A 24948-nucleotide genomic window follows, 5' to 3' on the forward strand; every position below is an offset into this window, starting at 1 on the left:
TGCAATGCGATAGGCGTATTCAGGAAGATTCGGACTATCCGTTATGGACAGGTGTCCGATCTCATGAGGGGGATGACTCGTCACATATCGCATGTCTTGGCTAATGGACCATCAGGCGGCTGGTTCCCGGCGCAGAGTGCGCAAGGCTTTTGCGCAGGCCCGCGGAGTGCAGGCGGGATCGTTGACGCTCGTCGCGGTTCTGGCGCTGGCGAGCGTCCCTGCCATTGCGCAGGATACGGCAAAGGACGATGCGGCCAAGGCCGATACCGCGCAGCAGCCTTCGGCACCGAGCGCCGCGCCTGACGCCGCGCCGGACGGGGCGCAGGCGCAGGATGCCGATGTCTCGCTGGAGGCGGGCAAGGTCCCGGTTCCGGCAGCGCCAGCCGACGTGCCGCTGCCCAAGGTCGATCCGGTCATCACCGATCAGGAATTCAACGGCGCCGTGCCCGCGCTTTCGCCGCAAGACGATCCGGAGATGGACAAGCCTCTGGAATCGATCGGCGATTTCGAGTCCCGCATGGCGCGCGAGCAAGCGGCTCCGGCTGCGGATGGGCAGGCGGCCAAGGCGCAGTCCGCTGCCGCAGCTTCTCCTGCGACCGCAGCGGCGAATGCTTCCGCATCGCAGGGCACCTCTGCGGATGTCGCTGCCAATCCCTCCAGCGATCCCGAACTGTCGCAGCCGCTCCCGGCCCTGAACAGCTTCGAGGTGACGCCGGTTCAGTTCACGGCCAAGGACGAGAACGCCAAGCAGCCGGAAGTGCGTTATGTCACGGTGCTCAAGGGCCTCGAAAACGCCGATGAAGAGACCGACACGAACATGGCCAGCCAGTTCAAGTCGCTCTCGGCGCTCGACAAGGGGCATGGCAAGGCGGCGAACCTCGCGATGCTGTCGGCGCGGCTGACCGAGGACAGCAAGCTGATGGAGACCATCCTGGCCTCGCAGGGGTGGTATTCGCCGGTGGTGCGGACCCGGATCGACCCGGCAGATGAGGCCGGCGGTCCGCTGAAGGCGAGCGTCACGGTGACGCCCGGCACGCGATACACTTTTGCCTCGATCGACGTTCAGGCGGGGACGACGATCCCTGCGGATTTGATTGCAAAAAACGTCGCGCTCAAGGTCGGGCAGCCGATCGTGGCGGACCGGGTGCAGGGCGCCGAGGCGCAGATCGCCGTGGTCCTGCCCGAGAACGGCTATCCTTTCGCCAAGGTCGGCCAGCGCGACATTCTGCTCGATGAGGATACCGGCAAGGGCGATTACACGCTGCCGGTCGATGTCGGCGCGCGGGGCAGCTTCGGGGGCTTCACCACCGAGGGCGATCTGGCCTTCGATGCCAAGCACGTTGCGGTGCTTTCGCGCTTCAAGCGCGGTGAACTGTACGACAGCCGCAAGGTGGACGATCTTCGCAAGGCGCTGGTGGCGACCAGCCTGTTCTCGACCGTGACTGTAGAACCCAAGGACAGCGGCGAGAAGGCGCCCGATGGCACCGAATACGTCACGCTGGACGTGAAGCAGGATGCAGGTCCCTCGCATACCATCGCCGCGCAGCTTGGCTATGCGACGGGCGAGGGCGCAACGGCCGAGGCGACCTGGACTCATCGCAACATCTTCCCGCCCGAAGGCGCGCTGATCGCGCATGTGCTGGCCGGTACGTTGCAGCAGGGGGCAGGGCTGACCTTCCGCCGCTCGAACGCGGGCAAGCGGGATCGCACGTTCGAACTGGTCGCGGAAGCCTTCCACAACGATTACGACGCCTACAGCGCCTATACCGGGCGCATTGCCGCCAAGATCAGCCGGGATTCGACGAATATCTGGCAGAAGAAGATCACCTATGCCTATGGCGTGGAGGTTCTGGGCACGGCGGAAACCGATTACGAGCCCTCGACGCAGACGCGCGACCGGCACACCTTCTATGTCGCCGGGGTCAGCGGCCAGATCGGCTACGATACCAGCGACAACCTGATGAACCCGACCAAGGGCTATCGCGTCACCCTGTTCGCAGAGCCCGAGACGACGCTGCGCTCCGGCTTCAATCCGTACGTGCGCAGCCAGCTCGATGTGTCCGGTTATCAGCCTTTCGGTGACAGCTTCGTGCTGGCGGGCCGGCTGCGGCTGGCGACGATCCAGGGCTCCGGGCTCTATGATATCGCGCCCTCGCGCAGGCTCTATGCCGGTGGCGGTGGCTCGGTACGCGGTTATGCGTACCAGTCGCTGGGCGAGCAGGCGCCGGACGGCAAGCCGGTCGGCGGGCGCAGCCTGAACGAAGCCTCGGTCGAGGCGCGCTATCGCTTCGGCAATTACGGCGTTGTCGCCTTTGTCGATGCCGGGCAGGCCTATGCGCAGACCACGCCGCAGTTCAACGATTTGCGCTATGGCGTGGGTATCGGCGGGCGTTTCTACACCAACTTTGGCCCGTTCCGCCTCGATGTGGCGACACCGATCGACCGGCGTCCGGGTGAGGGACGACTCAACATCTATGTCTCGATCGGGCAGGCATTCTGATGGCGGGCACGGACGATACGAACGACACGGGATCGATGAACGGGGACAACACCCGTGAGGCCGGGGATCATGGGCCTGAAGATCAGTTCGCTGCGACCGGATCTGAAACGATGGGCGAAGACGATCTGACATCGCCCCGCCGCACCGTTTGGCAGCGCGTTCGCATGCGCCTGCTCAAGACGGTGATCGCGGCGATCCTGGGCGTGATCGCGCTGGCGGCGCTGATCGTCTTCGGGATCAACACCGGGCCGGGGCGGCGCTTCGTGGCCGACCAGATCGGCGCGTTGAAGTTCGCCAACGGCATGCGGATCACCGTGGGTCGGATCGACGGATCGCTCTACTCGAAGATGACACTGCGCGATCTGTCCGTGCGCGATCCGCAGGGAGAGTTCCTGTTCGCGCCCGAGATCAATATCGACTGGCGCCCGTTCGAGTACCTCGACAACCACGTCAACGTGCGCAGCGCCACGGCGCAGCGCGTTGTCCTGCGCCGCACGCCGCATTTCAAGCAGACGCCGACCGATCCCAACGCGCCGTTGCTGCCCGACCTCGATATCGACGTAGGGCGCCTGAAAGTGGACCGCTTCGTCGCCGAGGCGCCGGTCGCGGGCAAGCTGCGCATCGTTACGGTCGATGGCCGCGCGCATATCTCGGATGGCCGGGCGCAGGTCTATGCCGATGGCGGCACGATTGCCGTCGATGGGAAGGAGGGCGGTGATCGCTTCCGCCTGAACCTCGATGCCGTACCGGACAAGAATCGCCTAGCCATCGGCCTCGACGTCGAGGCGCCCACGGGCGGCCTGATCGCGACGATGGGCGGGCTCAAGCAGCCGATGACGCTGCGGATCGACGGCAAGGGTGACTGGGCGACCTGGAACGGTCATCTCACCGGGCAACTGGGCGGCGGCAAGCTAGCCGATCTCGCGCTGGAAGCGCGTAATGGCACCTTCCACATCAAGGGGCCGACGCAGATCGCGAAGCTCGTCACGGGGCCAAGCGCGGCGCTGCTGGGGCCGATTACCGACGTCGATCTCAGCGCTGCCTTTGAGAAACGCCGTGCGACGGTCTCCGGCCTAATTTCCAGCGATGCCTTCTCGCTGACGCCCAACGGTGTCGTCGATCTGGGGCAGAACACGTTCGGCGATCTCAAGCTGGCCTTCGTGCTGCGCAAGGCCACGGCCATCGCCCCGAACCTGAGCGGGGCGGGCATGCGCGCGAACCTGACGCTGGACGGCGCGTTCGCTACCCCAAGGTCGCCTATGTGATCGATGCGCAGCGGCTGGTGATGAACGATATGGGGCTGGAAGGGCTCCATGCCTCGGGCGCCGCAACGGTCAATGCCGATCGCATCCTGATCCCGGTTTCGGCCAGTGTGCGCCGCATCACTGGCCTCGACAGTGTTGCGGGCGGTTCGCTTGCCAACGTGCGGCTGAACGGCGATCTGGCCGTGAAGGGCGGTCGTGTGCTGTCCGACAACCTGCGCCTGAAATCCGACCGGATCGATGCCAAGGTGATCGTCGTGGCCGATACCGCGAAAGGGCTCTACACCGGCGCCATCGACGGGCGGATCGACAATTACCGGCTCGACAGCGTCGGCATTTTCAACATCACCACCGACATGAAGCTCAAGAGCGAGGGCAGTGCCTTCGCCTTGCAGGGCACCGTGCGGGCGCGCTCGACCAAGCTGCTGAACGACAGTCTCCAGACCTATCTCGGCGGTAATTTCGCGGCCTCGTCCAACGTGAAGTATGGCACCGACGGCGTCGTGCATTTCTCGGACCTGCGCCTTGCCGCGCCGGATCTGGCGGTGCGTGGCGGCTATGGCAGCTGGTCGCCGAGCGGACGCATCGCGCTCGTCGCCAGCGGCACGTCGGACCGCTACGGCGCCATCGGCGTCAACGTGAAAGGCACTATTCAGAACCCCGACGCGCACGTCACGGCGGAGCATCCGGGCTTCGGTGTCGGCCTCGCCAATGTCGATGCGCGCGTAACAGGCGTTCGTGAAGGGTATCGTCTGGCGATGACCAGCGACACCGATTACGGCCCGCTCAAGGCCGACGTGACGCTCGGCATGGGCAAAGCGCTGGCCATACAGATCAACAGCGCGAACCTGTCGGGCGTCGATTTCGCGGGCCGTATCCAGCAGGTGCCTAGCGGGCCGTTCGCAGGGCAACTGACCGCGGAAGGCAACGGCATCGGCGGTGCGCTCAAACTCTCCGCCGAAGGCAAGTATCAGGCGGTGGACTTCAACCTGCGCGCCAAGGATGCGGTGTTCAAGGGACCGGCGCAGCTGACCATCGGCTCGGCGATCATCGACGGGCGCGCGGTGCTGACCGATCAGCCGCAGGTCGTGGCCGACGCACAGGTTTCGGGCACGACATTTGGTGCGCTCGAACTCGCCGCCGCCCGTGTGATCGTCGATTATCGTAACGGCACTGGCCGCGCGAAGGCACTGGTCGAGGGCGTCAGCGGTGTGCCGTTCCGGCTTGCCGCCAATGCCGAATTGCAGCCGAAGCTGTGGCGCGTCGCACTGGACGGGCGTGTGCGCGGGTGGATGTGAAGACCGCATCGCCCGCCCGCATCGTGCCGACCGAGGCGGGGTACGAACTCCAGCCCACCACGCTGACGTTCGGCAATCAGGGCACGGCGCGCCTCAGCGGTTCCTACGGGCCGGGTATCAAGATGCAGGCGCGGCTCGAAAAGATCGACATGGCGCTGGCCAACGGTTTTGTCGCCGATATGGGCATCGGCGGTACGGCCAGCGGCAGTGTGGACTACGAGCAGGTGACAACCGGCGCGATGCCGCAGGTGGATGCGCAGCTTTCGATCAACAATTTCACCCGCACCACCTCGGCAACGATCAGCACGCCGGTCGACATAAACTTTGTCGGCAAGCTGTCCACCGCAGGTGCGGACGTGCGCGCGGTGATCCGCCAGCGTGGCGCGGTGATCGGGCGACTGGTGACGACGCTCAGCGCCATTCCGGGCGGCAGCGACTGGGTGGCCGAAATGAAGCAGGCGCAGCTCGGCGGCGGTATCCGCTACAACGGTCCCGGCGACACGCTGTTCTCGTTCGCAGGGGCTACCGGCCAGCGCTTCACAGGGCCGGTCGGCCTTGCGGCGGACTTCTCGTGCAAGCTGGCGGCGCCTTGCGTCAACGGCGTGGTGAAGGCGCGCGGCGTCAACTACGAGAACCAGACCTACGGCACGCGTCTCAGCAATATCTCGATGGACGGCCATTTCGACGGCAGCCAGTTCGTGCTCGACAGCCTGACGGGCAAGGCAGGCGACGGCAGCGTCAGCGCCAGCGGTCGTGTCGGGCTCTCGGCGGAGCAGGGCTATCCGATGGACGTCTCGGTCGATCTGAAGAACGCCCAGCTGGCCAAGAGCGAGAACATCTCGGCGGCAGCCAACGGCACGCTGCACCTGACCAAGCAGGTGGGGCAGCCCGCGCTGCTCTCGGGCACGATCACGCTGCCCGAAACGCGCTATACCATCGTTCGCGAAGGCGCGGCGCAGGTTCCGGCGCTGACGGGCGTTCGCTTCAAGCCGCACAACATGCCCAAGCGCATCACCGGCGATGAGCCTGCGCCATCGGGCACCAGTGCCTTCTCGCTGATCCGCCTCGACCTGAAGCTGCGCGCGCCCGAAAAGCTCTATGTCTCGGGCATGGGTCTTGAATCCGAATGGAGCGCGAAGCTGGCGATCCAGGGCACCAGCGCCGATCCGCGCCTGTCGGGCGAGATCAACCTGATCCGTGGTACGCTGGGCTTCGCCAGCCGCTCGTTCGAGCTTTCCGAAGGGCGCGTTTCGTTCACCGGTGAGACGCCGATCAACCCGAGCGTGGCGATCACCGCGACCGATGCTATCGACGATGTGGACGTGACGGTCAGCGTTTCCGGTCGTGCCTACGACCCGCAGATCACCTTCTCGTCCTCGCCCAGCCTGCCCAACGACGAGATCGTCTCGCGCATCCTGTTCGGCAGTTCGGTGTCCAACCTCTCGGCGTTGCAGGCCGTGCAGCTGGCGGCCTCGCTCAATTCGCTGAGCGGTTCGGGCGGCGGGCTCAACCCGCTGGGCAAGCTGCGTTCGGCGACGGGCATCGACCGCCTGCGTATCCTCGGCCCTGACGAGACCACCGGGCGCGGCACGGCGCTGGCGGCGGGGCAGTACATCACCGATGACATCTACGTCGAACTGATCACCGACGCGCGCGGCTTTACTGCCACGCAGCTGGAAATCAGCCTGACCAAGTGGCTTTCGGTGATCAGCCAGGCGGGTGGTTCGAACACCACCAGCTTCAGCGTGAAGATCAAGAAGGACTACTGATGCGTCGGCTAAGGCGGGAGCGGATCGCTTTGCTTGCAGTGGTCGCCGGGGCAGCCTGCCTCGGCGGCTGCCACCGCGAGCCGACATTCGATGAGCGCTATTCCGAGGCGCAGCAGTCGATCGGCAAGACCGCCAAGGAAATCGACACGCAGATCGATGCCGGAATGCGGGCGGTGCCGACGGATGGCCCGTCAGCTGCGCCCTCCGGAGAGGAGCTCTGAACGCGTTTCCCTAAACCTTTGTTTTACCCGCCGATGGCAAAGAGATTGGCGATATCAGGCGGGACAAGTGCATGACGGGTAACGACGACAACAGGCGGGCCAAGCGACACGAAGTGCTGCTGTCGGGCCGCTTTCGCCAGTCTTCGTGGCATGTCGCCAGCGTCGAGATCGGCAACCTGTCCAGCGGTGGCTGCTGCATCGTCAGCGGTGCGCGCGCGCCGGTCGAAGGGCAGGCGGTGTCGCTGCGAATCGCTGACCTCAAGGCCGTTTCCGCAAAGGTGTGCTGGGTGGCGGACGACCGCTGCGGGCTGATCTTCGATACGCCGCTGACACCGGAAGTGCTGTCACGCCTGACGTCGCACTACGGGATCGAGATTTCATCCGCGTGAGCGAGCGCCCGCTTTGAATGGATTACACCGCCTGCTTGGCGGTCCAGATATGTAGGAAAAAGGGGGGTGGTGGACGCACTTGGGCTCGAACCAAGGACCCGCTGATTAAGAGTCAGCTGCTCTACCAACTGAGCTATGCGTCCCCACGGGTAACCGCAGGATGGTAAGGTTTGGTGGACGCACTTGGGCTCGAACCAAGGACCCGCTGATTAAGAGTCAGCTGCTCTACCAACTGAGCTATGCGTCCACGCTACCTTGCCGTTTGAGGTAAAAACCCTTTTGGTGGAAGGGTTTCTGTCCTCGCCGATTCGGCGGCGGAGAGGCTCCTATAGCGATTGTTCCGAGTATGAAAAGCGGAAAAATGCGCTCGGCCTCAATTTAATGTCTTCGGCCCCCGGTTCCACGTGTTCACGGCCATGACGGTGCCAAGGCAGATCATGTTGGTCATCATCGAGGTGCCGCCGTGGCTCATGAAGGGGAGCGGAATTCCGACCACCGGAGCAAGGCCCATGACCATCATCAGGTTGATCGCGACGTAGAAGAACACCGTTGCCGTCATGCCCATCGCCAGCAAGGATGAGAAGCGATCCTGCGAGCGGCGAGCGACGCCAAGGCCCCACGAGATGATGATGCTGAACACGCCGATCACGAACAGGCCGCCCAGCATGCCCCATTCCTCTGCCATGGTGGCGAAGACAAAGTCGGTATGGGCCTCGGGCAGGTATTGCAGGTGGCTCTGCGTGCCGTTGCCGAAGCCCTTGCCGAACAGGCCGCCCGAGCCGATGGCGATTTTCGACTGGGTGATGTGGTAGCCGGTGCCCAGCGGGTCGCTTTCCGGGTTGAGGAAGATCAGCACGCGGTTGCGCTGATAATCGTGCAGCGCGAAGAAGAAGGCGAGGGGCGCCGCGATTATCCCGGCGAGCCCTGCGCTGACGAACCACCACATCGGCAGACCCGCCAGGAACATCACCACCGCGCCGCCAAAGCAGATGGCAAGGGCGGTGCCGAGATCGGGCTGGAGCATCACGAAAGCGGCGGGAATGCCGATCAGCACGCCTGCGGGCACAAGACCACGCCAACTGGCGGTCATCGGCGGGGGCAAGGTCTCGTAGAACTTGGCCAGCACCAGCACGATGGCGGGCTTCATCAGTTCCGAGGGCTGGAGCGTCATGAAGCCCAGGTTCAGCCAGCGCCGACTGCCGCCGCCGACCGCGCCGAACACTTCCACCATGACCAGCAGCACGACGATGGCGCCGTAGATCGGGTAGGCCCAGTTGCGGAAAAAATCGCGGTTGAAGCGCGAGATCACCATCGCCATGCCCAGGAACACGACGAAGCGCATCAGATGATTGATGGCGTAGGGCTCCCAGTGCCCACCGGCAGCGGAATAGAGCACCGCGCCGCCCAGCGAGACGAGGCCCATCAGCGGCAGGATCATGCGCCAGGGCTGGCGCGCGATCATGTCGGGAACGATCGAGCGGCTGATCACTGTCCGCCTCCGTTGGTCGGCCGCGCCGACGGAGCCTGAATGACGGGCGCAGCCGGTTTGGGCGCGTTGGGTGTCACGTTGACCGGTTCGGGCGCTGGCGACTGCGCATCGTTTACGATCGGCTGCGGGGCGTTCTGGGTGTTGTCCACCTGCTGGACCTCCGCAGCCTCTTCGGCATTCGTAACCTTGGGGGCTCCGGTGCCGTATTCGGCCACGTACTGGCGAAAGCGGGCATCAAGCCGCTGCTTCGGTGTGCCACCCCAGCCTTTTTCCAATTCCTCAAGCGCTTTCATGCCCAAGTCCTTGTCGAACAGATAGGTCATCACGTCGCGCGCGATGGGGTATGCAGAGGGAGATCCTCCACCATGCTCGATGGCGACGGCTATGGCGTAGCGTGGGTTGTCGAATGGCGCGAAGCAGATGAAGTGGCCATGATCGCGGTTCTTCCAGAGGCCGCCCTTGCCGTTACCATGCTGAAGGCCGACGACCTGAGCTGTTCCGGATTTGCCGGCCATCTGTATGTCGGGCAACGGCAGCTTGGCGCGTGGAGCACTTCCATCCGGCCCGTTGACCACACGCCGCATACCTTCGTGAACCAGAGCGAGATGATCCTGCGGGATGCCAAGCGACGGAACATCCCCGTCATGAGCGCCATGGAACATATGCGGCATCATCTTCTTGCCGGTGGCGATGCGGGTGGCCACCACCGCCTGCTGCAACGGATTGACGAGGAAGTACCCCTGACCGATCGTCGCGTTGACGGTATCGTAGATTTGCCACTCCTTGCCGTACTTGCGCAGCTTCCACGCAGGGTCGGGTACGGTGCCGTATGACTGGCCGAGCACCGGCAGGTCGAAGCTCTGTCCAAGGCCCATGCGGCGCGCCATGTTGGAGATGACGTCCATGCCCATTTTCTGGGCGAAGTAGTAGAAATAGACGTCGCAACTCTGGCGGATGGCGTGCGCCATGTTGACCGAGCCGTGGCCGTGGTGGTTCCAGCAGTGGAACACACGGTTGCCCACGCGCAGGCCGCCGTTGCAGACCACGCTGGCTTCGGGATCAAGCCCTGCTTCGAGGAAGCCAAGCGCCGCCGTCGGCTTGATCGTGGAGCCGGGGGATAGAGCCCGCGCAGCACCTTGTTGCGCAGCGGCACATGGTCGTCGTCCGACAGCATCTTCCATTCCAGACGGCCGATACCGTCGGAAAAGCTGTTGGGATCGAAGCTGGGCATCGAGACCATCGCCAGCAGATCACCGGTTGCGCAGTCAGTGACGACGACGGAGCCCGATTCGAGGCCGATTCGGCGCGCCGCGTAGTCCTGAAGATCGGCGTCGATGCTGAGGCGCATCGTCTTGCCGGGAATATCCTCGCGCGTCTGGAGATCGCGCACGATGCGGCCCGATGCGGTCACTTCGACGCGGCGGGCGCCGGGCGTGCCGCGCAAGTCCTTCTCGTAGACCTTTTCCAGCGCATCCTTGCCCACCTTGTAGCCGGGCGTGATGAGCAGCGGATCGTGGTCCTTCTCGTACTCTTCGGCAGAGGCAGGGCCGACGTAGCCGACGAGGTGGCCGACGGCCGGTCCGGTGGGATAGAAACGCGAATAGCCGCGCTGGGTGATGACGCCGGGCAGATCGGGCAGGCGCACGGAAACGGCGGCGAACTTGTCCCAGTCGAGCCCGGTGGCGACTTCGACGGGCGTGAAGCCGTGCGACTTGTCGAGCTTGTCCTGCAGGTCCTGCAAGTCAACCGGCGTCAGGTCGAGCAGCTTGCCCAGCGTCTCGAGGGTGTGGGCGGGATCGGTCAGGCGCTCGGGATCAGGTCGACGCGGAAGTCGGCGCGGTTCGAGGCGAGCGGGATGCCCTTGCGGTCGAGAATCCAGCCACGGCGCGGCGGGATCAGCGTGAGGTTCACGCGATTGCTCTCGGCCTGAAGCTCGTACTTGGCGTTCTCGGCAATGGCGAGATAGCCGAGGCGGGTGGCCAAGAGCACGCCGACACCGCCCTGAATGCCGCCGACCAGCAGGCTGCGGCGGTCAAAGCTGTTGCGCAGGATTGCCGGACTGACGTGACGCTGGAAACGGAACCGGAACTTCATCGTGCGGATCTGATAGGCCTGAGACGGAAACGGTCGGCAGCGGCAATGACGCGGCCGACGAGGGGGTAGAACAGCAGCGAGATCACCAGTTGCGGCACGATCACCTGCACCATGGCATGGGCGCCGTCGATATCGGCGACGCCAAGGCCCAGCAGGATATAGGTGATCACCAGCGAGACCGCCACCAGCCATTCGGTGATGAAATTGCGCCACGGCAGGCGGGTCTCGACGAGATCGAGCGCGATGGCCGCGAGCGACCAGCTCAGGACTGCAAAGCCGATGGGCTGTCCGCTGAACAAGTCATCCACGAAGCCCAGCGGAAGGCCTGCCCAGATCGGCAGCAGGCCGGGGCGCAATTGCCGCCAGGCCAGATAGGTCAGGAAACCAAAGGGCGGCAGCACGGGGGCCGAAGCGATCAGCAGCCAGCCCGGCACCATCGAGCACAGCACGATGGTCAGCCACGGCACCACATGGGCGAGGACCGGCGAGGGCACCCGGTTGATCCGCGGCCGCCCGCCAAGCCGGTCGCGGGCGGAAGGGAGCAGGCTCATCAGTCGGCGGCCTGATCGTGGGTCTGCGCGGCAGCGTCGCTGGCGGCGGCAGCGCTCGATTCGTCGGCCGTCTCGACCGTACCGGTCGCCTCGGTATCCTGATGCGCGGGCGGTGTCGGCGGTGCCCAGGTCTTCTGGACCAGCACGAATTCGCTGTCGGACGGGTTGGTCAGCACTTGGGCAATGCCGCCGTCGCGCAGCAGCTTGATGATGACCACCATCGGCGTGCCGGGGCGATAGAGGCCGCCCGAGCCCGACGTGACCATGACATCACCGACCTTGAGCGGATTGAGCCCCAGATTGATCAGGCGGATGCGGATGGTGCCGTCACCGTTCCCCTGCGCGAAGGCGGGCACGCCGTCGGTCACGCGGCGGACCGGCACGACGCTTTCGGTATCGGTGATGAGCAGCACACGCGAACTGCGCGCGCCGACTTCGAGCACGCGGCCGATCAGGCCAAGGCGCGAGCGCACCGGCATGCCCTTGACCACGCCCTTGTCGGCCCCGGCGCCGAGCGTGGCATAACGGCGCACGCTGGAGGAGGTCGAACTGGTCAGGCGGCCATAGGCAACGACGGTATCGTCGTCCTGTCCGAGCTGGAGCAGGGCCTTGAGGCGATGGTTCTCGTTAACCGTCGCCTGCGCCTCGACCAGACGGACCTTGGCGACGGCCAGTTCACGGCGCAAACGCGCGTTCTCGCCACCGGTCTGGAAGAAACCGGAGACGGTACGAATCCAGTCGAGGCTACCGGCGCGCGTGTTCGCGATGGTCCTCGCGGCGGGCTCCCCGGCGTCTGCGGCAAGGGTGCGGAGCGGGGCGAAGCTTTCGGGGCTGGTCAGCGAGACCACCAGCAGGATGACGCCCACCGCCACACCCACGAACCACGCGATGTAGCTGGCAAAGGTCGAGTACTGCGCCCTGCGCGAAAAGCCGGTGCGCCGGTTGGCTGGCGGCGCCATGCGCTCTCAACTCCCTCGATCGAAGCCGGGTGGCCACATGCGACCCGGCATTAAGCATGATGCGGATACGGGGCGCCGGCATCAAGCGCCTGCACCCCGTATCCCGCGATTTCTCAAACGGTTCGTCGTGTCGGCTCAGGCCGACATGAGCACGCCGCGATAGACCGGGTCTTCCATCGCACGGCCGGTGCCGAGCGCGACGCACGACAGCGGATCTTCGGCGACGCTGACCGGCAGGCCGGTTTCTTCGCGCAGGTAATCGTCCAGCCCCTGAATCAGCGCGCCGCCGCCGGTGAGCACGATGCCCTGATCGACAATATCGGCGGCGAGTTCCGGCGCGGTGTTTTCCAGCGCGATGCGCACGCCTTCGACGATGGCACCGATCGGCTCTGCCAGCGCCTCGGCGACGTTCGCCTGGGTGATGGTGATTTCCTTGGGCACGCCGTTGACGAGATCGCGGCCCTTGATGTGGATCGTCGCGCCCACGCCGTCGGCGGGGATCGTGGCGATGCCGTAGTCCTTCTTGATGCGCTCTGCCGTGGCATCGCCGATCAGCAGGTTGTGGTGACGGCGCACGTGCGAGACGATCGCCTCGTCCATCTTGTCACCGCCGACGCGCACCGAAGTGGTGTAGGCCAGGCCGCGCAGCGAGAGCACGGCGACTTCCGTGGTGCCGCCGCCGATGTCGACCACCATCGAGCCGACCGGCTCGGTCACGGGCATGTCGGCGCCGATTGCTGCCGCCATCGGCTCCAGGATCAGGTAGACCTGGCTGGCGCCGGCGTTGCTGGCCGCATCGCGGATCGCGCGGCGTTCGACCGAGGTCGAGCCCGAGGGAACGCAGATCACGATCTCGGGATAGCGGAACAGGTTCTTCTTGCCGTGCACCTTGCGGATGAAGTGCTTGATCATCTCTTCGGCAATTTCGATGTCGGCGATCACGCCGTCGCGCATCGGGCGGATCGCTTCGATGTTGTCAGGCGTCTTGCCCATCATCATCTTGGCGTCGTCACCGACGGCCTTGACCTTCTTGATGCCGTTGAGCGTCTCGATCGCGACCACGGAAGGTTCGTTCAGGACGATGCCGCGATCCTGAACGTAGACCAGCGTGTTGGCAGTACCCAGGTCGATCGCCATGTTCTGGGAACCGAGTTTGAAAAATCGCGACATGAGCGAGGACATCAACAAATCCGTTTCTTGCCCCGATCCGATCCCGAACCATCGGGAATCCGCCAAGGGCAGGTTGGCATGGAAGGTGCCTCCCTTAGACGATGGCGGGATCAAACGCCAAAATTTTGTGACAAAAAGCAGGGGGAATCTGTGCCCGTTCGTCTCGAATTGACGCCAGTTCGCCTATAGTGTGCCCCAACGGCGCATTTGCCGGCGAAGCCTGTGGCGTAATGGCGCGAATCGCCTCTGTTGAACGTCCGTTTTCGCTTTTGTTTCACCGTGCGAATCACTTCCGAACCAAGGACCGATTCTTTCCATATGCCCCCCATCCGTCGCCTGATCCGCCGTCTGCCTGAACATCTCGTCAACCGCATCGCGGCGGGCGAAGTGGTGGAGCGGCCCGCCGCCGCGCTCAAGGAACTGGTCGAGAATGCGATCGATGCCGGCAGTACCGAGATCGCCGTGCGGCTGGTCTCGGGCGGGCTCGACCTTATCGAAGTCACGGACGATGGCTGCGGCATGGAGCCCGACCAGATCGCGCTGGCGCTGGAGCGGCATGCCACCTCCAAGCTGCCGGACGAGGCGATCGAACTGGTCGCCACGCTGGGCTTTCGCGGCGAAGCGCTGCCCTCGATTGGCTCGGTGGCGAAGCTCACCATCGAGAGCCGCCCGCACGACGCACAAGAGGGCTGGCGTCGCGTGGTCGATCACGGGCAAGTAGCGGTGGACGAGCCTGCCGCGCTGCCGCCCGGCACACGAATCCGGGTGGAGGATCTGTTCGGCAAAGTGCCTGCGCGGCGCAAGTTCCTGCGCTCGGCACGGTCGGAATATGCGGCGTGTCAGGATGTGGTCCGGCGTCTGGCGATGGCGCGGCCCGATGTCGGCTTCACGCTGGAGCATGACGGGCGCCGGGTGATTGCGGTGCAGCCGCGCGAGGAACTGGCGGCGCGCGTTGCCCGCCTGATCGCGCGCGAACTGGCCGAGGACGGCGTGCTGATCGATGCCGAGCGCGGCCCTTGCAGGCTGACCGGCGTGGCGGGCCTGCCCACCTACAATCGCGGCGTGGCCGATCACCAGTACCTGTTCGTCAATGGCCGCCCGGTGAAGGATCGCCTGCTGGTGGGGGCGGTGCGCGGTGCCTATTCCGACATGCTGGCGCGCGATCGCCATGCGGTGCTGGCGCTGTTTCTTGAACTTCCGCCCGAGGAAGTGGACGTCAACGTCCATCCGGCCAAGACCGAAGTGCGCTTCCGCGATCCGGCCTTCATCCGTGGCTTCCTGGTCGGCGCGCTGCGTCATGCGCTGGAAGGCGCGGGCCAGCGCAGTGCGCAGCCACCTTCGGCAGGGGCGATGGGCAACTGGCAGGTCGAGCCGGTCGCTCCATCCCGTGCCGAACCTGCGCCGAGTATCGGATCGCTGTTTGCCCGCGAATATGCCCCGACTTCGGGACGCTTTTCGGAAACGCGTTACGAGCCCTCGCGCGTTTCCGAGGCGGGAGAGGTCTGGCGCAGCTATGAGCAGTCGGTCATGGCCGAACCTTCGGGGCGCGCCGAAACGTTGCCCGAAGAGGCCGCCGGGGAGGAGGAAGCCCTGCGCTATCCGCTGGGCGTGGCGCGCGGGCAGGTGTCCGACACCTATATCATCGCCGAGGCGGAGGATGGTCTCGTCATCGTCGACCAGCATGCCGCGCATGAACGCTTGACGCTCGAACGCCTGAAAGCGGCGGGCGCCGAGGATGCGATGAAGCGCACGCAGGCGCTGCTGCTGCCCGAAGTCGTCGAACTGGAGGAAGTCGCCTGCGACGCGCTGGAGGACAAGCTGGAGGATCTGGCGCGCTTCGGGCTGGTGCTGGAGCGTTTCGGCCCCGCCGCGATGCTGGTGCGCGGCGTGCCCTCGGTGCTGGGCAAGGCGAATATCGAATCGCTGGTGCGCGACGTGTCGGACGACCTTGCGAAGAACGGCGATGCGCTTCTGCTGGGCGAGAAGCTCGACCTCGTGCTGGCGACGATGGCCTGCCACGGATCAGTGCGGGCAGGGCGCTCTTTGTCGGTGGCCGAGATGAACGCGCTGCTGCGCGAAATGGAGCGCACGCCGCGTTCGGGCCAGTGCAACCATGGACGCCCTACGTGGGTTAAACTTGCACACAACGACATCGAAAAGCTGTTTGGACGAAAATGACAAGAAAAGGTCTTCTCGGTTTTTGTACCCCCATCGCTCTGGCGGCCTTGCTGACGGCCTGCCACCACCAGCCCACCCCTGAAGATCGCGCGTCCGATGCCAAGGATATCGCGATGGTGGAGCGGATGAACGAGACGCCGCTCAGGCCGATCCAGCCCAAGCCGCTGGACGCCGCCGCGATCGCGCGTTTCGGGCTCGATCGACCGGGCTGCATGTTCACCAAGCATGGGCAGACGGCGATGATCTTCTTCGCAGGGGCGCAGGATGGCTACATGCTGGCCGATGGTGATCTCCAGCGTTTCGCGGCGCAGGAGGACACCGCCCAGATCACCGACAATGCGCGCACCGGCTATGTCGGCCTGCGCTATACCGTCGATTTCCTGCGCCAGCCTTCGGACATGGATTCAGGCGACGGGATGGACGGCCTTGCCACGCGCATGATCGTCCATGATCCCCATCACCGCGTGGTCTTCACCGCCGACGGGGCAATGGCCTGCCATAATTAAGAACAAACCAGCGCTTATTTGCGCAACGCGGCCTTGAACGGAGCATCGTTTCCGTCCGCCTCGGGCTTGGGCGCGAGGCCGAGGAGGTCGCGCACCAGCGGTTCCACGTCCACGTTGTCGAACGCGGGGAGCGCGCCTTTGCGCTCGATGTCGGGGCCTGCGGCGACGAACAGCGCGGCCATTTCGGGCGCGGCATTGTCCCAGCCATGGCTGCCGCCGGTCTTTTCCTCGGTGGGTGCGGTGGCGGCGATCTGCCAGCCGGTCTCGGCAAGGCAGAAGTAGGGCGCGATGCGCGGGTTGGTGCCGTAGTGCAGCCGCGCCGGAATTTCGCCCTTGCGCCAGCATTGCATGTGGTCGTGCGGGGCGAGTAGGGCGGCTTCCAGTTTCGCGGTGTTGCCCTCGGTCGGCTGAAGCGATGCGAAAGGCCCCGAATCGACGATCCGGTAGAGCGCCGGATCGGCCACCTTGTCGAGCGCGACCACCCGCTGGCTGGAAATCGCTGCCATGCCATGGTCGGCCACGACGATCACGTCGGCCTTGATGCCTTGCGCCTTGAGCCCCGCGACCAGATCGCCGATGTGGCTGTCGACGTCGTGGATCGCATCGTTGGTGCGGGCATCGTCGGGGCCGTACATGTGGCCCGCCGTATCCACCGTGTCGAAATAGAGCGTGACGAGGCGCGGGCGGATGGCAGCGGGGCGGCGCATCCAGTCGAGCACGGCATTGACGCGCTGGGTGGCATCGACGGCGCCGTTGTACTGCTGCCAGTCCTCGGGGCGCGTGCCGCCCGTGACAACCGGATAGCCGTGCTGTGCCATGGTGCCGCCCCAGCCGATGTTCGATCCGGGCCAGAACATCGTCGCGGTGCGGATGCCCGCCTTTTCGGCGGCGACCCAGATCGGCTCGGCCTCGTCCCACCAGAACGGATCATCGCTTTTCATCGTGAATGTCTCGCCGGGGCGGCGCGGGTCTTCGAAGGTGTTGCCGACGATGCCGTTGTGGTCGGGGTATTCACCAGTCACGAGCGCCCAGTGATTGGGGAAGGTCTTGGACGGAAACGAGGGGCGCATCGCCGCCGAGATGCCTTTCGCCGCCAGCGCCGAGAGATTGGGCGTGATACCCCGCTGGAGGTAATCTGCCCGGAAGCCGTCGATGGAGACCAGAATGACGACGGGTCGCTTGCTCGAAGACGTTGCTGCCTGAGCAGTTCCCTGATGGGCGAGAGCGGGAACGGGCGAGAGCGCCAGCAGGGCGCCGAGCAGGGGAGCGAATCGCGACATGGGCCGATGCTTAGCCGTTCGATCATGACAGTTCAGCATGCAGATCGCGTGAACATGCAAGAAAATGCGGCACATGCGAAAAAGGCGCCGCAACCGCGACGCCTTTTCGTGTTTCCGAACAGGAAGGCGGATCAGACGTTGAACTTGAAGTGCATCACGTCGCCATCGGCTACGAGATACTCCTTGCCTTCCTGACGCAGCTTGCCCGCTTCCTTGGCCGCGCTCTCGCCGCCGAGCGTTACGAAGTCCTCGTAGGCGATGGTCTCGGCGCGGATGAAGCCGCGCTGCATGTCGGAGTGGATGGTGCCCGCGGCCTCGGGCGCCTTGGCGCCCTTGTGGACGGTCCAGGCGCGGGCTTCCTTGGGACCGACGGTGAAGAAGGTGAGCAGTTCGAGCAGCTCGTACCCGGCGCGGATGATCCGCGCGAGGCCGGTTTCGTGCAGGCCCATTTCCTCAAGGAAGACGAGGCGCTCTTCCATGTCCATGCCGACCAGATCGGCTTCGATCGCGGCGGAGACGATGACGGCGGTTGCGTTCTCGGCCTTGGCCTTCTCGAACACGCGCTTCGAGAAATCGTTGCCCTCGGCAGCGCACTCTTCCTCGACGTTGCAGACGTAGAGCACCGGCTTGGCCGTGAGCAGCTGTGCCTGTGCGAAGATGCGGGCTTCGTCCTCATCCTTGGGCTGGGTCAGGCGCGCGGGCTTGCCGTCGCGCAGCAGGTCCAGTGCCTGCCCGAGCACCGATGCGGTGATCTTGGCTTCCTTGTCGCCCTGCGTCGCCTTCTTCTGGGCTGCGGGCACGCGCTTTTCGAGGCTTTCGAGGTCGGAGAGCAGCAGCTCGGTCTCGACCGTCTCGGCATCGGCGATGGGATCGACCTTGTTGTCGACGTGCTGGATATCGTCGTTTTCGAAGCAGCGCAGCACGTGGACGACGGCATCGACCTCGCGAATGTTGCCGAGGAACTGGTTGCCAAGGCCTTCACCCTTCGAGGCGCCACGTACAAGACCGGCGATGTCGACGAACGAAAGCTGCGTCGGGATGATCTTGGCCGAGCCGGCAATCGCGGCCAGCTTGTCCAGCCGCACGTCGGGCACGCCGACCTGGCCGACGTTCGGCTCGATCGTGCAGAACGGATAGTTCGCCGCCTGCGCGGCCTGCGTCTCGGTCAGCGCATTGAACAAGGTCGACTTGCCGACATTCGGCAGGCCCACGATCCCGCAACGGAAACCCATCTCGTCATTCTCCTCTGGCGCGGCTGCGAGGGTACGCGAAGGCTCCGGCAGGGCGGTGGGGCCAGTGATGACGACCATCCGCGCCGGGCGCGCGCCCGCAGCCTGTCGCGCGAACATGCGCCGCCCATAGCGCCGGTATCGCGGCTTGACCAGTTGTCAGCGCGCGACCAAGCCTTGTCCTTCACGGAAATTTCAGGGCTGCGGCCCTAGCAGGATGCCATGAGGACTCTCGTTCGCCTTCTCGCACCGCTTCCGGCGCTCGCTTTGCTGGCGGGATGCGGGGACAGTCCCGAAACGCTCTATGCCAAGGCGCAGGCCGATTTCGCCTCGGAGAACTACGTGGCGGCGCGCGTGCTGCTCTCGAAGGCGCTCGACAAGAGGCCCGGCGATGTTGCGATGCTGGTGCTGCTGATGCGCGCGCAACTGCGGCTGGACGATCCCGACGGCGCGGAGACGACGCTGCGGCGATTGCAGAAGGCCGGGGCAGACGAGGCGCAGCTTAGCCCCTTGCGGGCCGAACTGGCCTTGCTGGAGGGCGATCCAAAGGCGGCGCTGTCGCTGATCGGCGCCGACGCCACGCTCGAAGGCTGGAAAGTGCGGGCGCAGGCGCAACTGGCGCTGGGGGACGAGAAGGGCGCGGTGTTCTCGTTCGAAAAGGGGCTCGCGCTCGGCGACGATACCGAGCTGGAAACCGCCTATGCCCGTTACTGCCTGCAATCGGGCGACGTGGACGGCGCGGCGCGCATCTATGACCGGATGAAGGCGAGCGACCCCAAAGCCTACGAGACGCTGGTGCTGGCGGGCGACATCGCTGCCGCGCGCGGGCAGGGCGATGCGGCCATCGCGGCTTACCGCGCCGCCAGTGCGGCGTTCCCGCAAGAGATCGCGCCGGTCATCGCACTCGCCAACCAGTACGACGCGAAAGGCGCGTTCGACGATGAGGCGCAGGCCGTGGCGCAGGCGGGCAAGCTCGCGCCCGACAATCCCGATGTGCAGGTGCTCCAGATCCGCGAACTCTACCGGCAGGGGGCGTGGGAGAAGATCCGCCTGACCTTGCAGGATCAGGACAGCGATCTCGATCCGGCCTCTCCAATCGGGCTGTCCTATGCGGAGGCGCTGCTGCACACCGGCCATTCGGAGCAGGCGCGGGTGATGCTCAACCGCGCGACATTGCGCGCGCCGGGGAATCCCTATTCGCAGATGCTGCTGGGCATCGCGCAGTTGCAGTCGGGCGATCCGCAAAGCGCGTGGAACACGCTGTTTCCGCTGACGAAATCCGCCCTCGTGAACCCCGAGGCGCTGCGCATGGCGGAGAAGGCGGGGCGGATGATCCATGCGCCCGAAGCCCCGTTGCTGGCTGTGAGGCTCCAGCCCGACCGGCTCAAGGTGCACACGGCGCTGGTCGATCAGGGCGCGGCAGCGATGGCCGCGCACGATTGGAGCCGGGCGATGGCGGTCTATGGCAAGCTGTCGGCGGAAGGTCCGCCCGATCCCGAAGTGTTCAAGCGGCTGGCGCTGGCCAGCGACGGACTGGGCCAGCATGCCGCGGCGATCGGCTATGCCGACAAGTCGCTGGCGCTCGCGCCGGACGATACCGATGTGCTCTATGTCGGCGGGCTGGTTCGCTCGAATGCAGGGATCGATCTGGCGGCAGCGGAGAGGATGCTGTCCCAGGCATCGAGCGCTGCGCCGCAGAACAGGGTGCTGGCAACCGCTTTGGCCAAAGTGAAGCGGATGCGCGGGGCGGCGGCAACGAGCTGAAACGGAAAAGGCCCGCTCTACCGGACAGGTAGAGCGGGCCTTTCGGTAGGCTTCCGTCTGGAGCGCTTACTTCTTGGTAGCAGTGCGACGGCGGCGGGCAACGGCCAGACCGACGAGGCCAAGGCCCATCATGCCGAGCATGCCCGGCTCCGGAACGGCCGTGCTGCCGCCCGACGAGCCGCCCGAAGTCGAACCGCCCGAGGTCGAGGTCGTGCCACCCGAGGTGGTGGTGCCACCCGAAGTCGAGGTCGTGCCACCCGAGGTGGTGGTGCCACCCGAAGTCGAGGTCGTACCACCCGAAGTGGTGGTGCCGCCGGAGGTCGAAGTCGTACCGCCCGAAGTGGTGGTGCCACCCGAAGTCGACGTGGTGCCGCCCGAGGTCGAGGAGCTCCAGCCGCCCGAGCTGGACGACGAGGACGAGCTGCTCGAACCACCCGAGCTGCTGCCGCCCGACGACGAGCCGCCCGAGGAGCTGGGGGTGCAGAAGATCAGCAGGAAGCAGCCGCCCGAAGAGCCGCCGCCATGGGCCAGCGCCGGAGTGGCGGCAGTGATCGAAGAACCAGCGACGAGCGCGGCGGCGAGGAGCGTCTTGCGGATCATATCGAGTGTTCCCTGTTTGCGAAATGGATTGCCAACATCCTTCGCAAACCCCGTGCCAACTACGGAAATACGTGCAGTATAAAGGTTAATATGTTTCCGGCGGTCGGTGACTTGTAAGCGGTTCCGACACTTCAGGGGGCTGAATTACCGTGTTTCTGAAAGGTTAACGGATATCGCGGAGGTGTCGCCGATCCTTGCAACTGCGCTCAATCGCGCATTCGCAGGGCAACGTCATTCATGAAGCGGGTATCGTCGCCATCGACCAGCCGGTCTGCCTCGGCGGCCACGGCGCCCAGCATGTCGGCGAGCGGGTCCATTTCGGCCTTGGTGTAGTTGCCCAGCACATAGCCGGTCACGCGATCCTTGTGGCCGGGATGGCCGATGCCAAGGCGGATGCGGCGATAGTCCGGGCCGATATGCTGGGCGATCGAGCGCAGGCCGTTGTGTCCGGCATGACCGCCGCCCTGCTTCACCTTGACGCGGAAGGGATCGATATCGAGTTCGTCGTGGAACACGGTGAGGGCATCGGGCTCCAGCTTGTAGAAGCGCATCGCCTCGCTCACCGCGCGGCCGCTTTCGTTCATGAAGGTGGCAGGCTTGAGCAGCAGGACCTTGTCGCGACCGATGCGGCCTTCCTGCAGCCAGCCCTGAAACTTCTTCTGCACCGGGCCGAAATTGTGGATCTCGGCCAGCGCGTCGATCGCCATGAAGCCCACGTTGTGACGGTTGAGCGCATATTGCGCGCCCGGATTGCCGAGGCCGACCCACAGCTGCATGGCGATATTCCCGATAGTCAGATGGTTGAGCGGCGCGGATAGCGCGCAAGGGGCGCTCCGCATAGGCCGAAGGGTGTAAGCGGGGCCGCAGGACGCAAACGGGGCCGCAAAACGGGAAAGGCCCCGTCTGCACGCCGGAACGAACCGGGGCAGGCGGGGCCTTTCGAAAGCAGCAAAAGCGCGGCGCGATTACTCGGCTGCGGCTTCTTCCTGACCTTCTTCGCTCTTCAGCGCCGACGGAGCGGCGATGGTGGCGATCGTGAAGTCGCGGTCGGTGATGGCGCTCTCGGCACCAGCCGGCAGCTTCACGTGGCTGAAGTGGATCGATTCGCCCACGTCGAAGCCGGTCACGTCGACGACGATCTCGTGCGGGATCTTGTCAGCATCGCAGACCAGTTCGAGGTCGTGACGAACGATGTTCAGCACGCCGCCGCGCTTCAGGCCCGGCGAGGCTTCTTCGTTCTGGAACACCACCGGCACGTTGACGTGCACGGTCGCGCCCTTGACGAGACGCAGGAAGTCGACGTGGAGCGGACGCTCGTTGACGGGGTGGAAGGCAACGTCCTTGGGCTGCGTGCGCACGGTCTTGCCGCCAACTTCGATCTCGATGATCGAGTTGAAGAAGTGGCCGGTGCCAAGCTGGCGAACGAGCTCCTTGGCCTCGACGTGAATCGAGAGGGGTGCTTCGTTGCCGCCATAGATCACGGCGGGGACGCGGCCTTCGAGGCGCAGAGCACGGGAGGCTCCCTTGCCTGCCCGTTCGCGCGTCTCGGCCGGCAGGTTAAGCGTATCGCTCATAGGACTTGCCTTTCAAAACTGGATAAGTTCACGGCGCAGCAGCGACCATCGCTGTGCACCGTCCCGCCACGCCTCCAGGGATGACCATGACGGGAAGCGCGCGCCGTTACGCGAAAATGGGGCGATTGGCAAGCTGGCCCGTGTTTTCGGACCTCACTCGACGCGGGTGACGCGGAAGCCTTGCGAGGCTAGTATGGCGGGCAGGCCATCCGGTCCTGCCATATGGGCAGCGCCGACGGCGACGAACGGGCGTTTGCCGGTCGCGATGGCCGCAGCGATCCGGCCGGACCAGTCGCGATTGCGCCCGGTGAACAACACGGCGCGAAGGTCCGGCACCGCAAGCAGGCCGCGACGGGTCTCGGCGGTGAGGGCGGTCATGTCGCCTTTCGCCCAGTCCTGCGAGATATCGGTGTCCGGTGTATCCGCCTCGCGCACGACTTCGCTCAGGAACTGGCGCTGGTCCGCCTCCGACAGCGAATCGAACAGGCTCAGCTGTTTTTCCGCGCCTTCCAGTTCGACGACAGGGCGTGGCGGCGCGGCGGCGATGATGGCGCGGTCTACGCCGTTCTTCCCATCGTCCGCACCTTGGCCTATCCGCGCAAGCATCAGCGCTGCCGCCCAGGTGTCGGTCGCGGCGAAGTCGCCGTCGTGATAGCCGCCCTTGGCGAGGAGCGCGGCCAGCGCCTTGCGGTCGGCAGCAGGCACGCGCTGCGACAGCGGCGGTTCGCCTGCGCCGTGGGCAAGGCGTGCGAACGTCGCGGCCACGGCCTTCTCGTCGGCGAGATTGGCGACTTCGACCATTACCGTACCCGACGCGTCGAGCGCCTTGCCGACTGCCGGTGTGCGCCAGTCCAGCGGGCGCGGGGCAGTGTGGATCGTGCCGAAGAGATAGCCGATCTTGCCGTTCGCGCTTTCGACCTTCCACAGCGCCGGGTTCGCGGGCTGCGGCGCTTTCGCGCACGCGGCCAGCGCCAGCGGCAGGGCAAGCAGCAGCGCGGCGCGCCGGAACGTCGGCAAGTTCAACTTCACTGAACCCGAACCGCCGTCACGCCGTCCTTCGCCAGCATCGCCTGCACGCTGTCGGCACCGGCGAGATGTCCGGCACCGACAGCGATGAACACCGTGCCGGGCTTTTTCAGACGCTGCTCGATCCACTGGCTCCAGTTGCGGTTGCGGTTGGTGAGGAGGACTTGCCCGATCACCGGGTCGGTCATGTCGTCGTTCATCATCTTTGCCAGCGTATCGGCATCGCCCGCTTCCCAGGCCTTGACCATCTTGCCCAGTTCCGTGCCCACTTCGGGCAGCTTGTCGAGCGTATCGTCGAGATAGCGAAGCTGGACGTCGGCGGGCAGGGCGTCGAACAGGCCAAGCTGGTATTCCGCCGTTTCCAGCGCACTGTGCGGCACATGGCGGGCATCGGCCTTGGCGCCCAGCTGGTTGTCGACGCCGCTTTCGGTCGAATAGCCTTCCTTGACCAGCGGCAGCACGGTCAGCGTGACGGCGGCGAACCAGGTATCGACGTTATCGAACGCACCCGCCGGAATGCCCAGACCCGCCAGCGCGGTCTCGTACTTCGCCTTTTCTTCCGGCGAGAGCGTGGCGCGCAGCGTCTTGCCGTCGGTGCGGCGGGCGGCAGCCAGCGTGATCTTCTGCATCGTCGGCGCATCGGGCTGGACGATCTCGGTGACGAGTTCCTGCGAGCCGCCGAAGGCCTTGGCGACCGGCCCCTCGAACCAGTCGACATTGGGCGGCAGCAGGTGGATCGTGCCGAAGAGGTAGATGGTGGTGTCTCCGTCGGACACCTTCCACAGCGCGGGATGCGCCTCGATCTGCGGGGCGGCCAGCGCCGCTGCGGGCGGGATCGCGGCAGGGGTGTCCTGCTCTGCCGCCGCAGCGACAGGAGCAAGCGCGAGGCCAAGCGCACAGAGAATCGCCATCGGGCGGCGGGTAAGGTCGATCATGTCCGCTCCCATGCGACGGCGCAGCGCCGCTGTCGAACCGGAAATGCTGTCGCACGGGCCGGAAATGCTGCCGCACAGGCCGGAAATCTCTTCGCGCAGCATTTCAGCCTGCCCGAGCGAAGTGACGTTTCACGCCGCGCTGTGCTAACCGGTG

Annotated in this window: 21 protein-coding genes, 2 tRNA genes and 1 pseudogene; 10 read left to right on the forward strand and 14 right to left on the reverse strand. The window is 65.4% G+C overall.

Features of this window, described 5'->3' with window-relative positions; genetic code table 11:
* Nucleotides 1-136: 136 nt before the first annotated feature.
* The 6 genes from CI805_RS08160 (at nt 137) to CI805_RS08185 (ending at nt 7439) form a co-directional block, all read left to right on the forward strand.
* Entirely contained in the window at nt 137-2500 is a 2364-nt protein-coding gene (locus CI805_RS08160; RefSeq protein ID WP_260921715.1) for an autotransporter assembly complex protein TamA, read from the forward strand.
* A complete protein-coding gene (locus CI805_RS08165) occupies nt 2500-3765 on the forward strand; it encodes a hypothetical protein (RefSeq protein ID WP_260921716.1) in 1266 nt (421 codons plus the stop codon). The genes CI805_RS08160 and CI805_RS08165 overlap by 1 nt, the downstream gene beginning before the upstream one ends.
* Complete coding sequence (locus tag CI805_RS08170; protein ID WP_260921718.1) at nt 3762-5060, forward strand: hypothetical protein; 1299 nt, start codon at nt 3762-3764, stop codon at nt 5058-5060. Before CI805_RS08165 ends, CI805_RS08170 begins: the two co-directional genes overlap by 4 nt.
* On the forward strand, nt 5018-6829 hold the full coding sequence (locus CI805_RS08175; protein ID WP_260921720.1) for a translocation/assembly module TamB domain-containing protein: 1812 nt from the start codon (nt 5018-5020) through the stop codon (nt 6827-6829). Before CI805_RS08170 ends, CI805_RS08175 begins: the two co-directional genes overlap by 43 nt.
* Nucleotides 6829-7050, forward strand: a complete 222-nt coding sequence (locus CI805_RS08180) for a hypothetical protein (protein WP_260921722.1) — start codon at nt 6829-6831, stop codon at nt 7048-7050. The genes CI805_RS08175 and CI805_RS08180 overlap by 1 nt, the downstream gene beginning before the upstream one ends.
* 71 nt (nt 7051-7121) lie before the next feature.
* Entirely contained in the window at nt 7122-7439 is a 318-nt protein-coding gene (locus CI805_RS08185; protein WP_260921724.1) for a PilZ domain-containing protein, read from the forward strand.
* Nucleotides 7440-7506: 67 nt separating this feature from the next.
* Here the strand turns inward: CI805_RS08185 and CI805_RS08190 are convergent.
* The 7 genes and pseudogenes from CI805_RS08190 to CI805_RS08220 all read right to left on the reverse strand — a co-directional run bounded on the left by CI805_RS08190 (nt 7507) and on the right by CI805_RS08220 (nt 13714).
* A tRNA-Lys gene (locus CI805_RS08190) sits at nt 7507-7582 on the reverse strand.
* A 28-nt stretch (nt 7583-7610) separates the two neighbouring features.
* Nucleotides 7611-7686: transfer RNA gene (locus CI805_RS08195), tRNA-Lys, on the reverse strand.
* 126 nt (nt 7687-7812) lie between these two features.
* Nucleotides 7813-8925 (reverse strand): rod shape-determining protein RodA, encoded by a 1113-nt coding sequence (gene rodA, locus CI805_RS08200; RefSeq protein ID WP_260927866.1) that lies wholly within the window; start codon nt 8923-8925, stop codon nt 7813-7815.
* Nucleotides 8925-11022: pseudogene (mrdA, locus tag CI805_RS08205) on the reverse strand (penicillin-binding protein 2). The gene rodA and the pseudogene mrdA overlap by 1 nt, the downstream one beginning before the upstream one ends.
* On the reverse strand, nt 11019-11573 hold the full coding sequence (locus tag CI805_RS08210) for a rod shape-determining protein MreD (RefSeq protein WP_260921725.1): 555 nt from the start codon (nt 11571-11573) through the stop codon (nt 11019-11021). Before CI805_RS08210 ends, mrdA begins: the two are co-directional and overlap by 4 nt.
* A complete protein-coding gene (gene mreC, locus CI805_RS08215) occupies nt 11573-12532 on the reverse strand; it encodes a rod shape-determining protein MreC (RefSeq protein WP_260921732.1) in 960 nt (319 codons plus the stop codon). Before mreC ends, CI805_RS08210 begins: the two co-directional genes overlap by 1 nt.
* A 135-nt stretch (nt 12533-12667) precedes the next feature.
* Nucleotides 12668-13714 carry a rod shape-determining protein gene (locus tag CI805_RS08220; RefSeq protein ID WP_260921734.1) on the reverse strand — a complete coding sequence of 349 codons (1047 nt, stop codon included), beginning with the start codon at nt 13712-13714 and terminating at the stop codon, nt 12668-12670.
* Between CI805_RS08220 and CI805_RS08225 the strand changes: the two genes are divergently transcribed.
* The 3 genes from CI805_RS08225 to CI805_RS08235 all read left to right on the forward strand — a co-directional run bounded on the left by CI805_RS08225 (nt 13701) and on the right by CI805_RS08235 (nt 16386).
* On the forward strand, nt 13701-13874 hold the full coding sequence (locus CI805_RS08225) for a hypothetical protein (RefSeq protein ID WP_260928029.1): 174 nt from the start codon (nt 13701-13703) through the stop codon (nt 13872-13874). The genes CI805_RS08220 and CI805_RS08225 overlap by 14 nt on opposite strands.
* A gap of 146 nt (nt 13875-14020) precedes the next feature.
* Nucleotides 14021-15880, forward strand: a complete 1860-nt coding sequence (mutL, locus tag CI805_RS08230; protein ID WP_260921742.1) for a DNA mismatch repair endonuclease MutL — start codon at nt 14021-14023, stop codon at nt 15878-15880.
* Nucleotides 15877-16386: a hypothetical protein gene (locus CI805_RS08235; RefSeq protein ID WP_260921744.1), complete on the forward strand. Its 510-nt coding sequence runs from the start codon at nt 15877-15879 to the stop codon at nt 16384-16386. The genes mutL and CI805_RS08235 overlap by 4 nt, the downstream gene beginning before the upstream one ends.
* 14 nt (nt 16387-16400) lie before the next feature.
* Here the strand turns inward: CI805_RS08235 and CI805_RS08240 are convergent, their stop codons facing one another.
* Nucleotides 16401-17666, reverse strand: coding sequence for an ectonucleotide pyrophosphatase/phosphodiesterase (locus CI805_RS08240; RefSeq protein WP_260921746.1), 1266 nt, complete (start codon nt 17664-17666; stop codon nt 16401-16403).
* A gap of 131 nt (nt 17667-17797) precedes the next feature.
* Nucleotides 17798-18898: a redox-regulated ATPase YchF gene (ychF, locus tag CI805_RS08245; RefSeq protein WP_260927867.1), complete on the reverse strand. Its 1101-nt coding sequence runs from the start codon at nt 18896-18898 to the stop codon at nt 17798-17800.
* Nucleotides 18899-19117: 219 nt separating this feature from the next.
* Here ychF and CI805_RS08250 point away from each other — a divergent pair, with 219 nt between their 5' ends.
* On the forward strand, nt 19118-20659 hold the full coding sequence (locus CI805_RS08250) for a tetratricopeptide repeat protein (protein WP_260921748.1): 1542 nt from the start codon (nt 19118-19120) through the stop codon (nt 20657-20659).
* Between the two features lie 66 nt (nt 20660-20725).
* Here the strand turns inward: CI805_RS08250 and CI805_RS08255 are convergent, their stop codons facing one another.
* The 5 genes from CI805_RS08255 to CI805_RS08275 all read right to left on the reverse strand — a co-directional run bounded on the left by CI805_RS08255 (nt 20726) and on the right by CI805_RS08275 (nt 24896).
* Nucleotides 20726-21259: a PEP-CTERM sorting domain-containing protein gene (locus CI805_RS08255; protein ID WP_260921751.1), complete on the reverse strand. Its 534-nt coding sequence runs from the start codon at nt 21257-21259 to the stop codon at nt 20726-20728.
* Between the two features lie 206 nt (nt 21260-21465).
* The gene (gene pth, locus CI805_RS08260) at nt 21466-22035 is read right to left on the reverse strand and encodes an aminoacyl-tRNA hydrolase (RefSeq protein ID WP_260921752.1); all 570 of its coding nucleotides are present in this window, start codon (nt 22033-22035) and stop codon (nt 21466-21468) included.
* A gap of 189 nt (nt 22036-22224) precedes the next feature.
* Nucleotides 22225-22833: a 50S ribosomal protein L25/general stress protein Ctc gene (locus tag CI805_RS08265; protein WP_260921753.1), complete on the reverse strand. Its 609-nt coding sequence runs from the start codon at nt 22831-22833 to the stop codon at nt 22225-22227.
* Nucleotides 22834-22986: 153 nt separating this feature from the next.
* Nucleotides 22987-23862 carry a TraB/GumN family protein gene (locus CI805_RS08270; RefSeq protein ID WP_260921754.1) on the reverse strand — a complete coding sequence of 292 codons (876 nt, stop codon included), beginning with the start codon at nt 23860-23862 and terminating at the stop codon, nt 22987-22989.
* A complete protein-coding gene (locus tag CI805_RS08275; protein ID WP_260921755.1) occupies nt 23859-24896 on the reverse strand; it encodes a TraB/GumN family protein in 1038 nt (345 codons plus the stop codon). The genes CI805_RS08270 and CI805_RS08275 overlap by 4 nt, the downstream gene beginning before the upstream one ends.
* Nucleotides 24897-24948: the final 52 nt, after the last annotated feature.

This window comes from Novosphingobium sp. 9, from assembly GCF_025340265.1.
In the GTDB taxonomy this organism is placed as follows: domain Bacteria; phylum Pseudomonadota; class Alphaproteobacteria; order Sphingomonadales; family Sphingomonadaceae; genus Novosphingobium.

What these genes read in the sequence shown, in the direction of transcription:
- CI805_RS08210 (WP_260921725.1), bottom strand. Translation starts at nt 11,573, where the DNA reads ATGAGCCTGCTCCCTTCCGCCCGCGACCGGCTTGGCGGGCGGCCGCGG.
- CI805_RS08265 (WP_260921753.1), bottom strand. Translation starts at nt 22,833, where the DNA reads ATGAGCGATACGCTTAACCTGCCGGCCGAGACGCGCGAACGGGCAGGC.
- CI805_RS08255 (WP_260921751.1), bottom strand. Translation starts at nt 21,259, where the DNA reads ATGATCCGCAAGACGCTCCTCGCCGCCGCGCTCGTCGCTGGTTCTTCG.
- ychF (WP_260927867.1), bottom strand. Translation starts at nt 18,898, where the DNA reads ATGGGTTTCCGTTGCGGGATCGTGGGCCTGCCGAATGTCGGCAAGTCG.
- CI805_RS08275 (WP_260921755.1), bottom strand. Translation starts at nt 24,896, where the DNA reads ATGCTGCGCGAAGAGATTTCCGGCCTGTGCGGCAGCATTTCCGGCCCG.
- CI805_RS08235 (WP_260921744.1), top strand. Translation starts at nt 15,877, where the DNA reads ATGACAAGAAAAGGTCTTCTCGGTTTTTGTACCCCCATCGCTCTGGCG.
- CI805_RS08180 (WP_260921722.1), top strand. Translation starts at nt 6,829, where the DNA reads ATGCGTCGGCTAAGGCGGGAGCGGATCGCTTTGCTTGCAGTGGTCGCC.
- CI805_RS08220 (WP_260921734.1), bottom strand. Translation starts at nt 13,714, where the DNA reads ATGTCCTCGCTCATGTCGCGATTTTTCAAACTCGGTTCCCAGAACATG.
- mutL (WP_260921742.1), top strand. Translation starts at nt 14,021, where the DNA reads ATGCCCCCCATCCGTCGCCTGATCCGCCGTCTGCCTGAACATCTCGTC.
- CI805_RS08165 (WP_260921716.1), top strand. Translation starts at nt 2,500, where the DNA reads ATGGCGGGCACGGACGATACGAACGACACGGGATCGATGAACGGGGAC.
- CI805_RS08240 (WP_260921746.1), bottom strand. Translation starts at nt 17,666, where the DNA reads ATGTCGCGATTCGCTCCCCTGCTCGGCGCCCTGCTGGCGCTCTCGCCC.
- CI805_RS08250 (WP_260921748.1), top strand. Translation starts at nt 19,118, where the DNA reads ATGAGGACTCTCGTTCGCCTTCTCGCACCGCTTCCGGCGCTCGCTTTG.
- CI805_RS08185 (WP_260921724.1), top strand. Translation starts at nt 7,122, where the DNA reads ATGACGGGTAACGACGACAACAGGCGGGCCAAGCGACACGAAGTGCTG.
- mreC (WP_260921732.1), bottom strand. Translation starts at nt 12,532, where the DNA reads ATGGCGCCGCCAGCCAACCGGCGCACCGGCTTTTCGCGCAGGGCGCAG.
- CI805_RS08225 (WP_260928029.1), top strand. Translation starts at nt 13,701, where the DNA reads ATGAGCGAGGACATCAACAAATCCGTTTCTTGCCCCGATCCGATCCCG.
- pth (WP_260921752.1), bottom strand. Translation starts at nt 22,035, where the DNA reads ATGCAGCTGTGGGTCGGCCTCGGCAATCCGGGCGCGCAATATGCGCTC.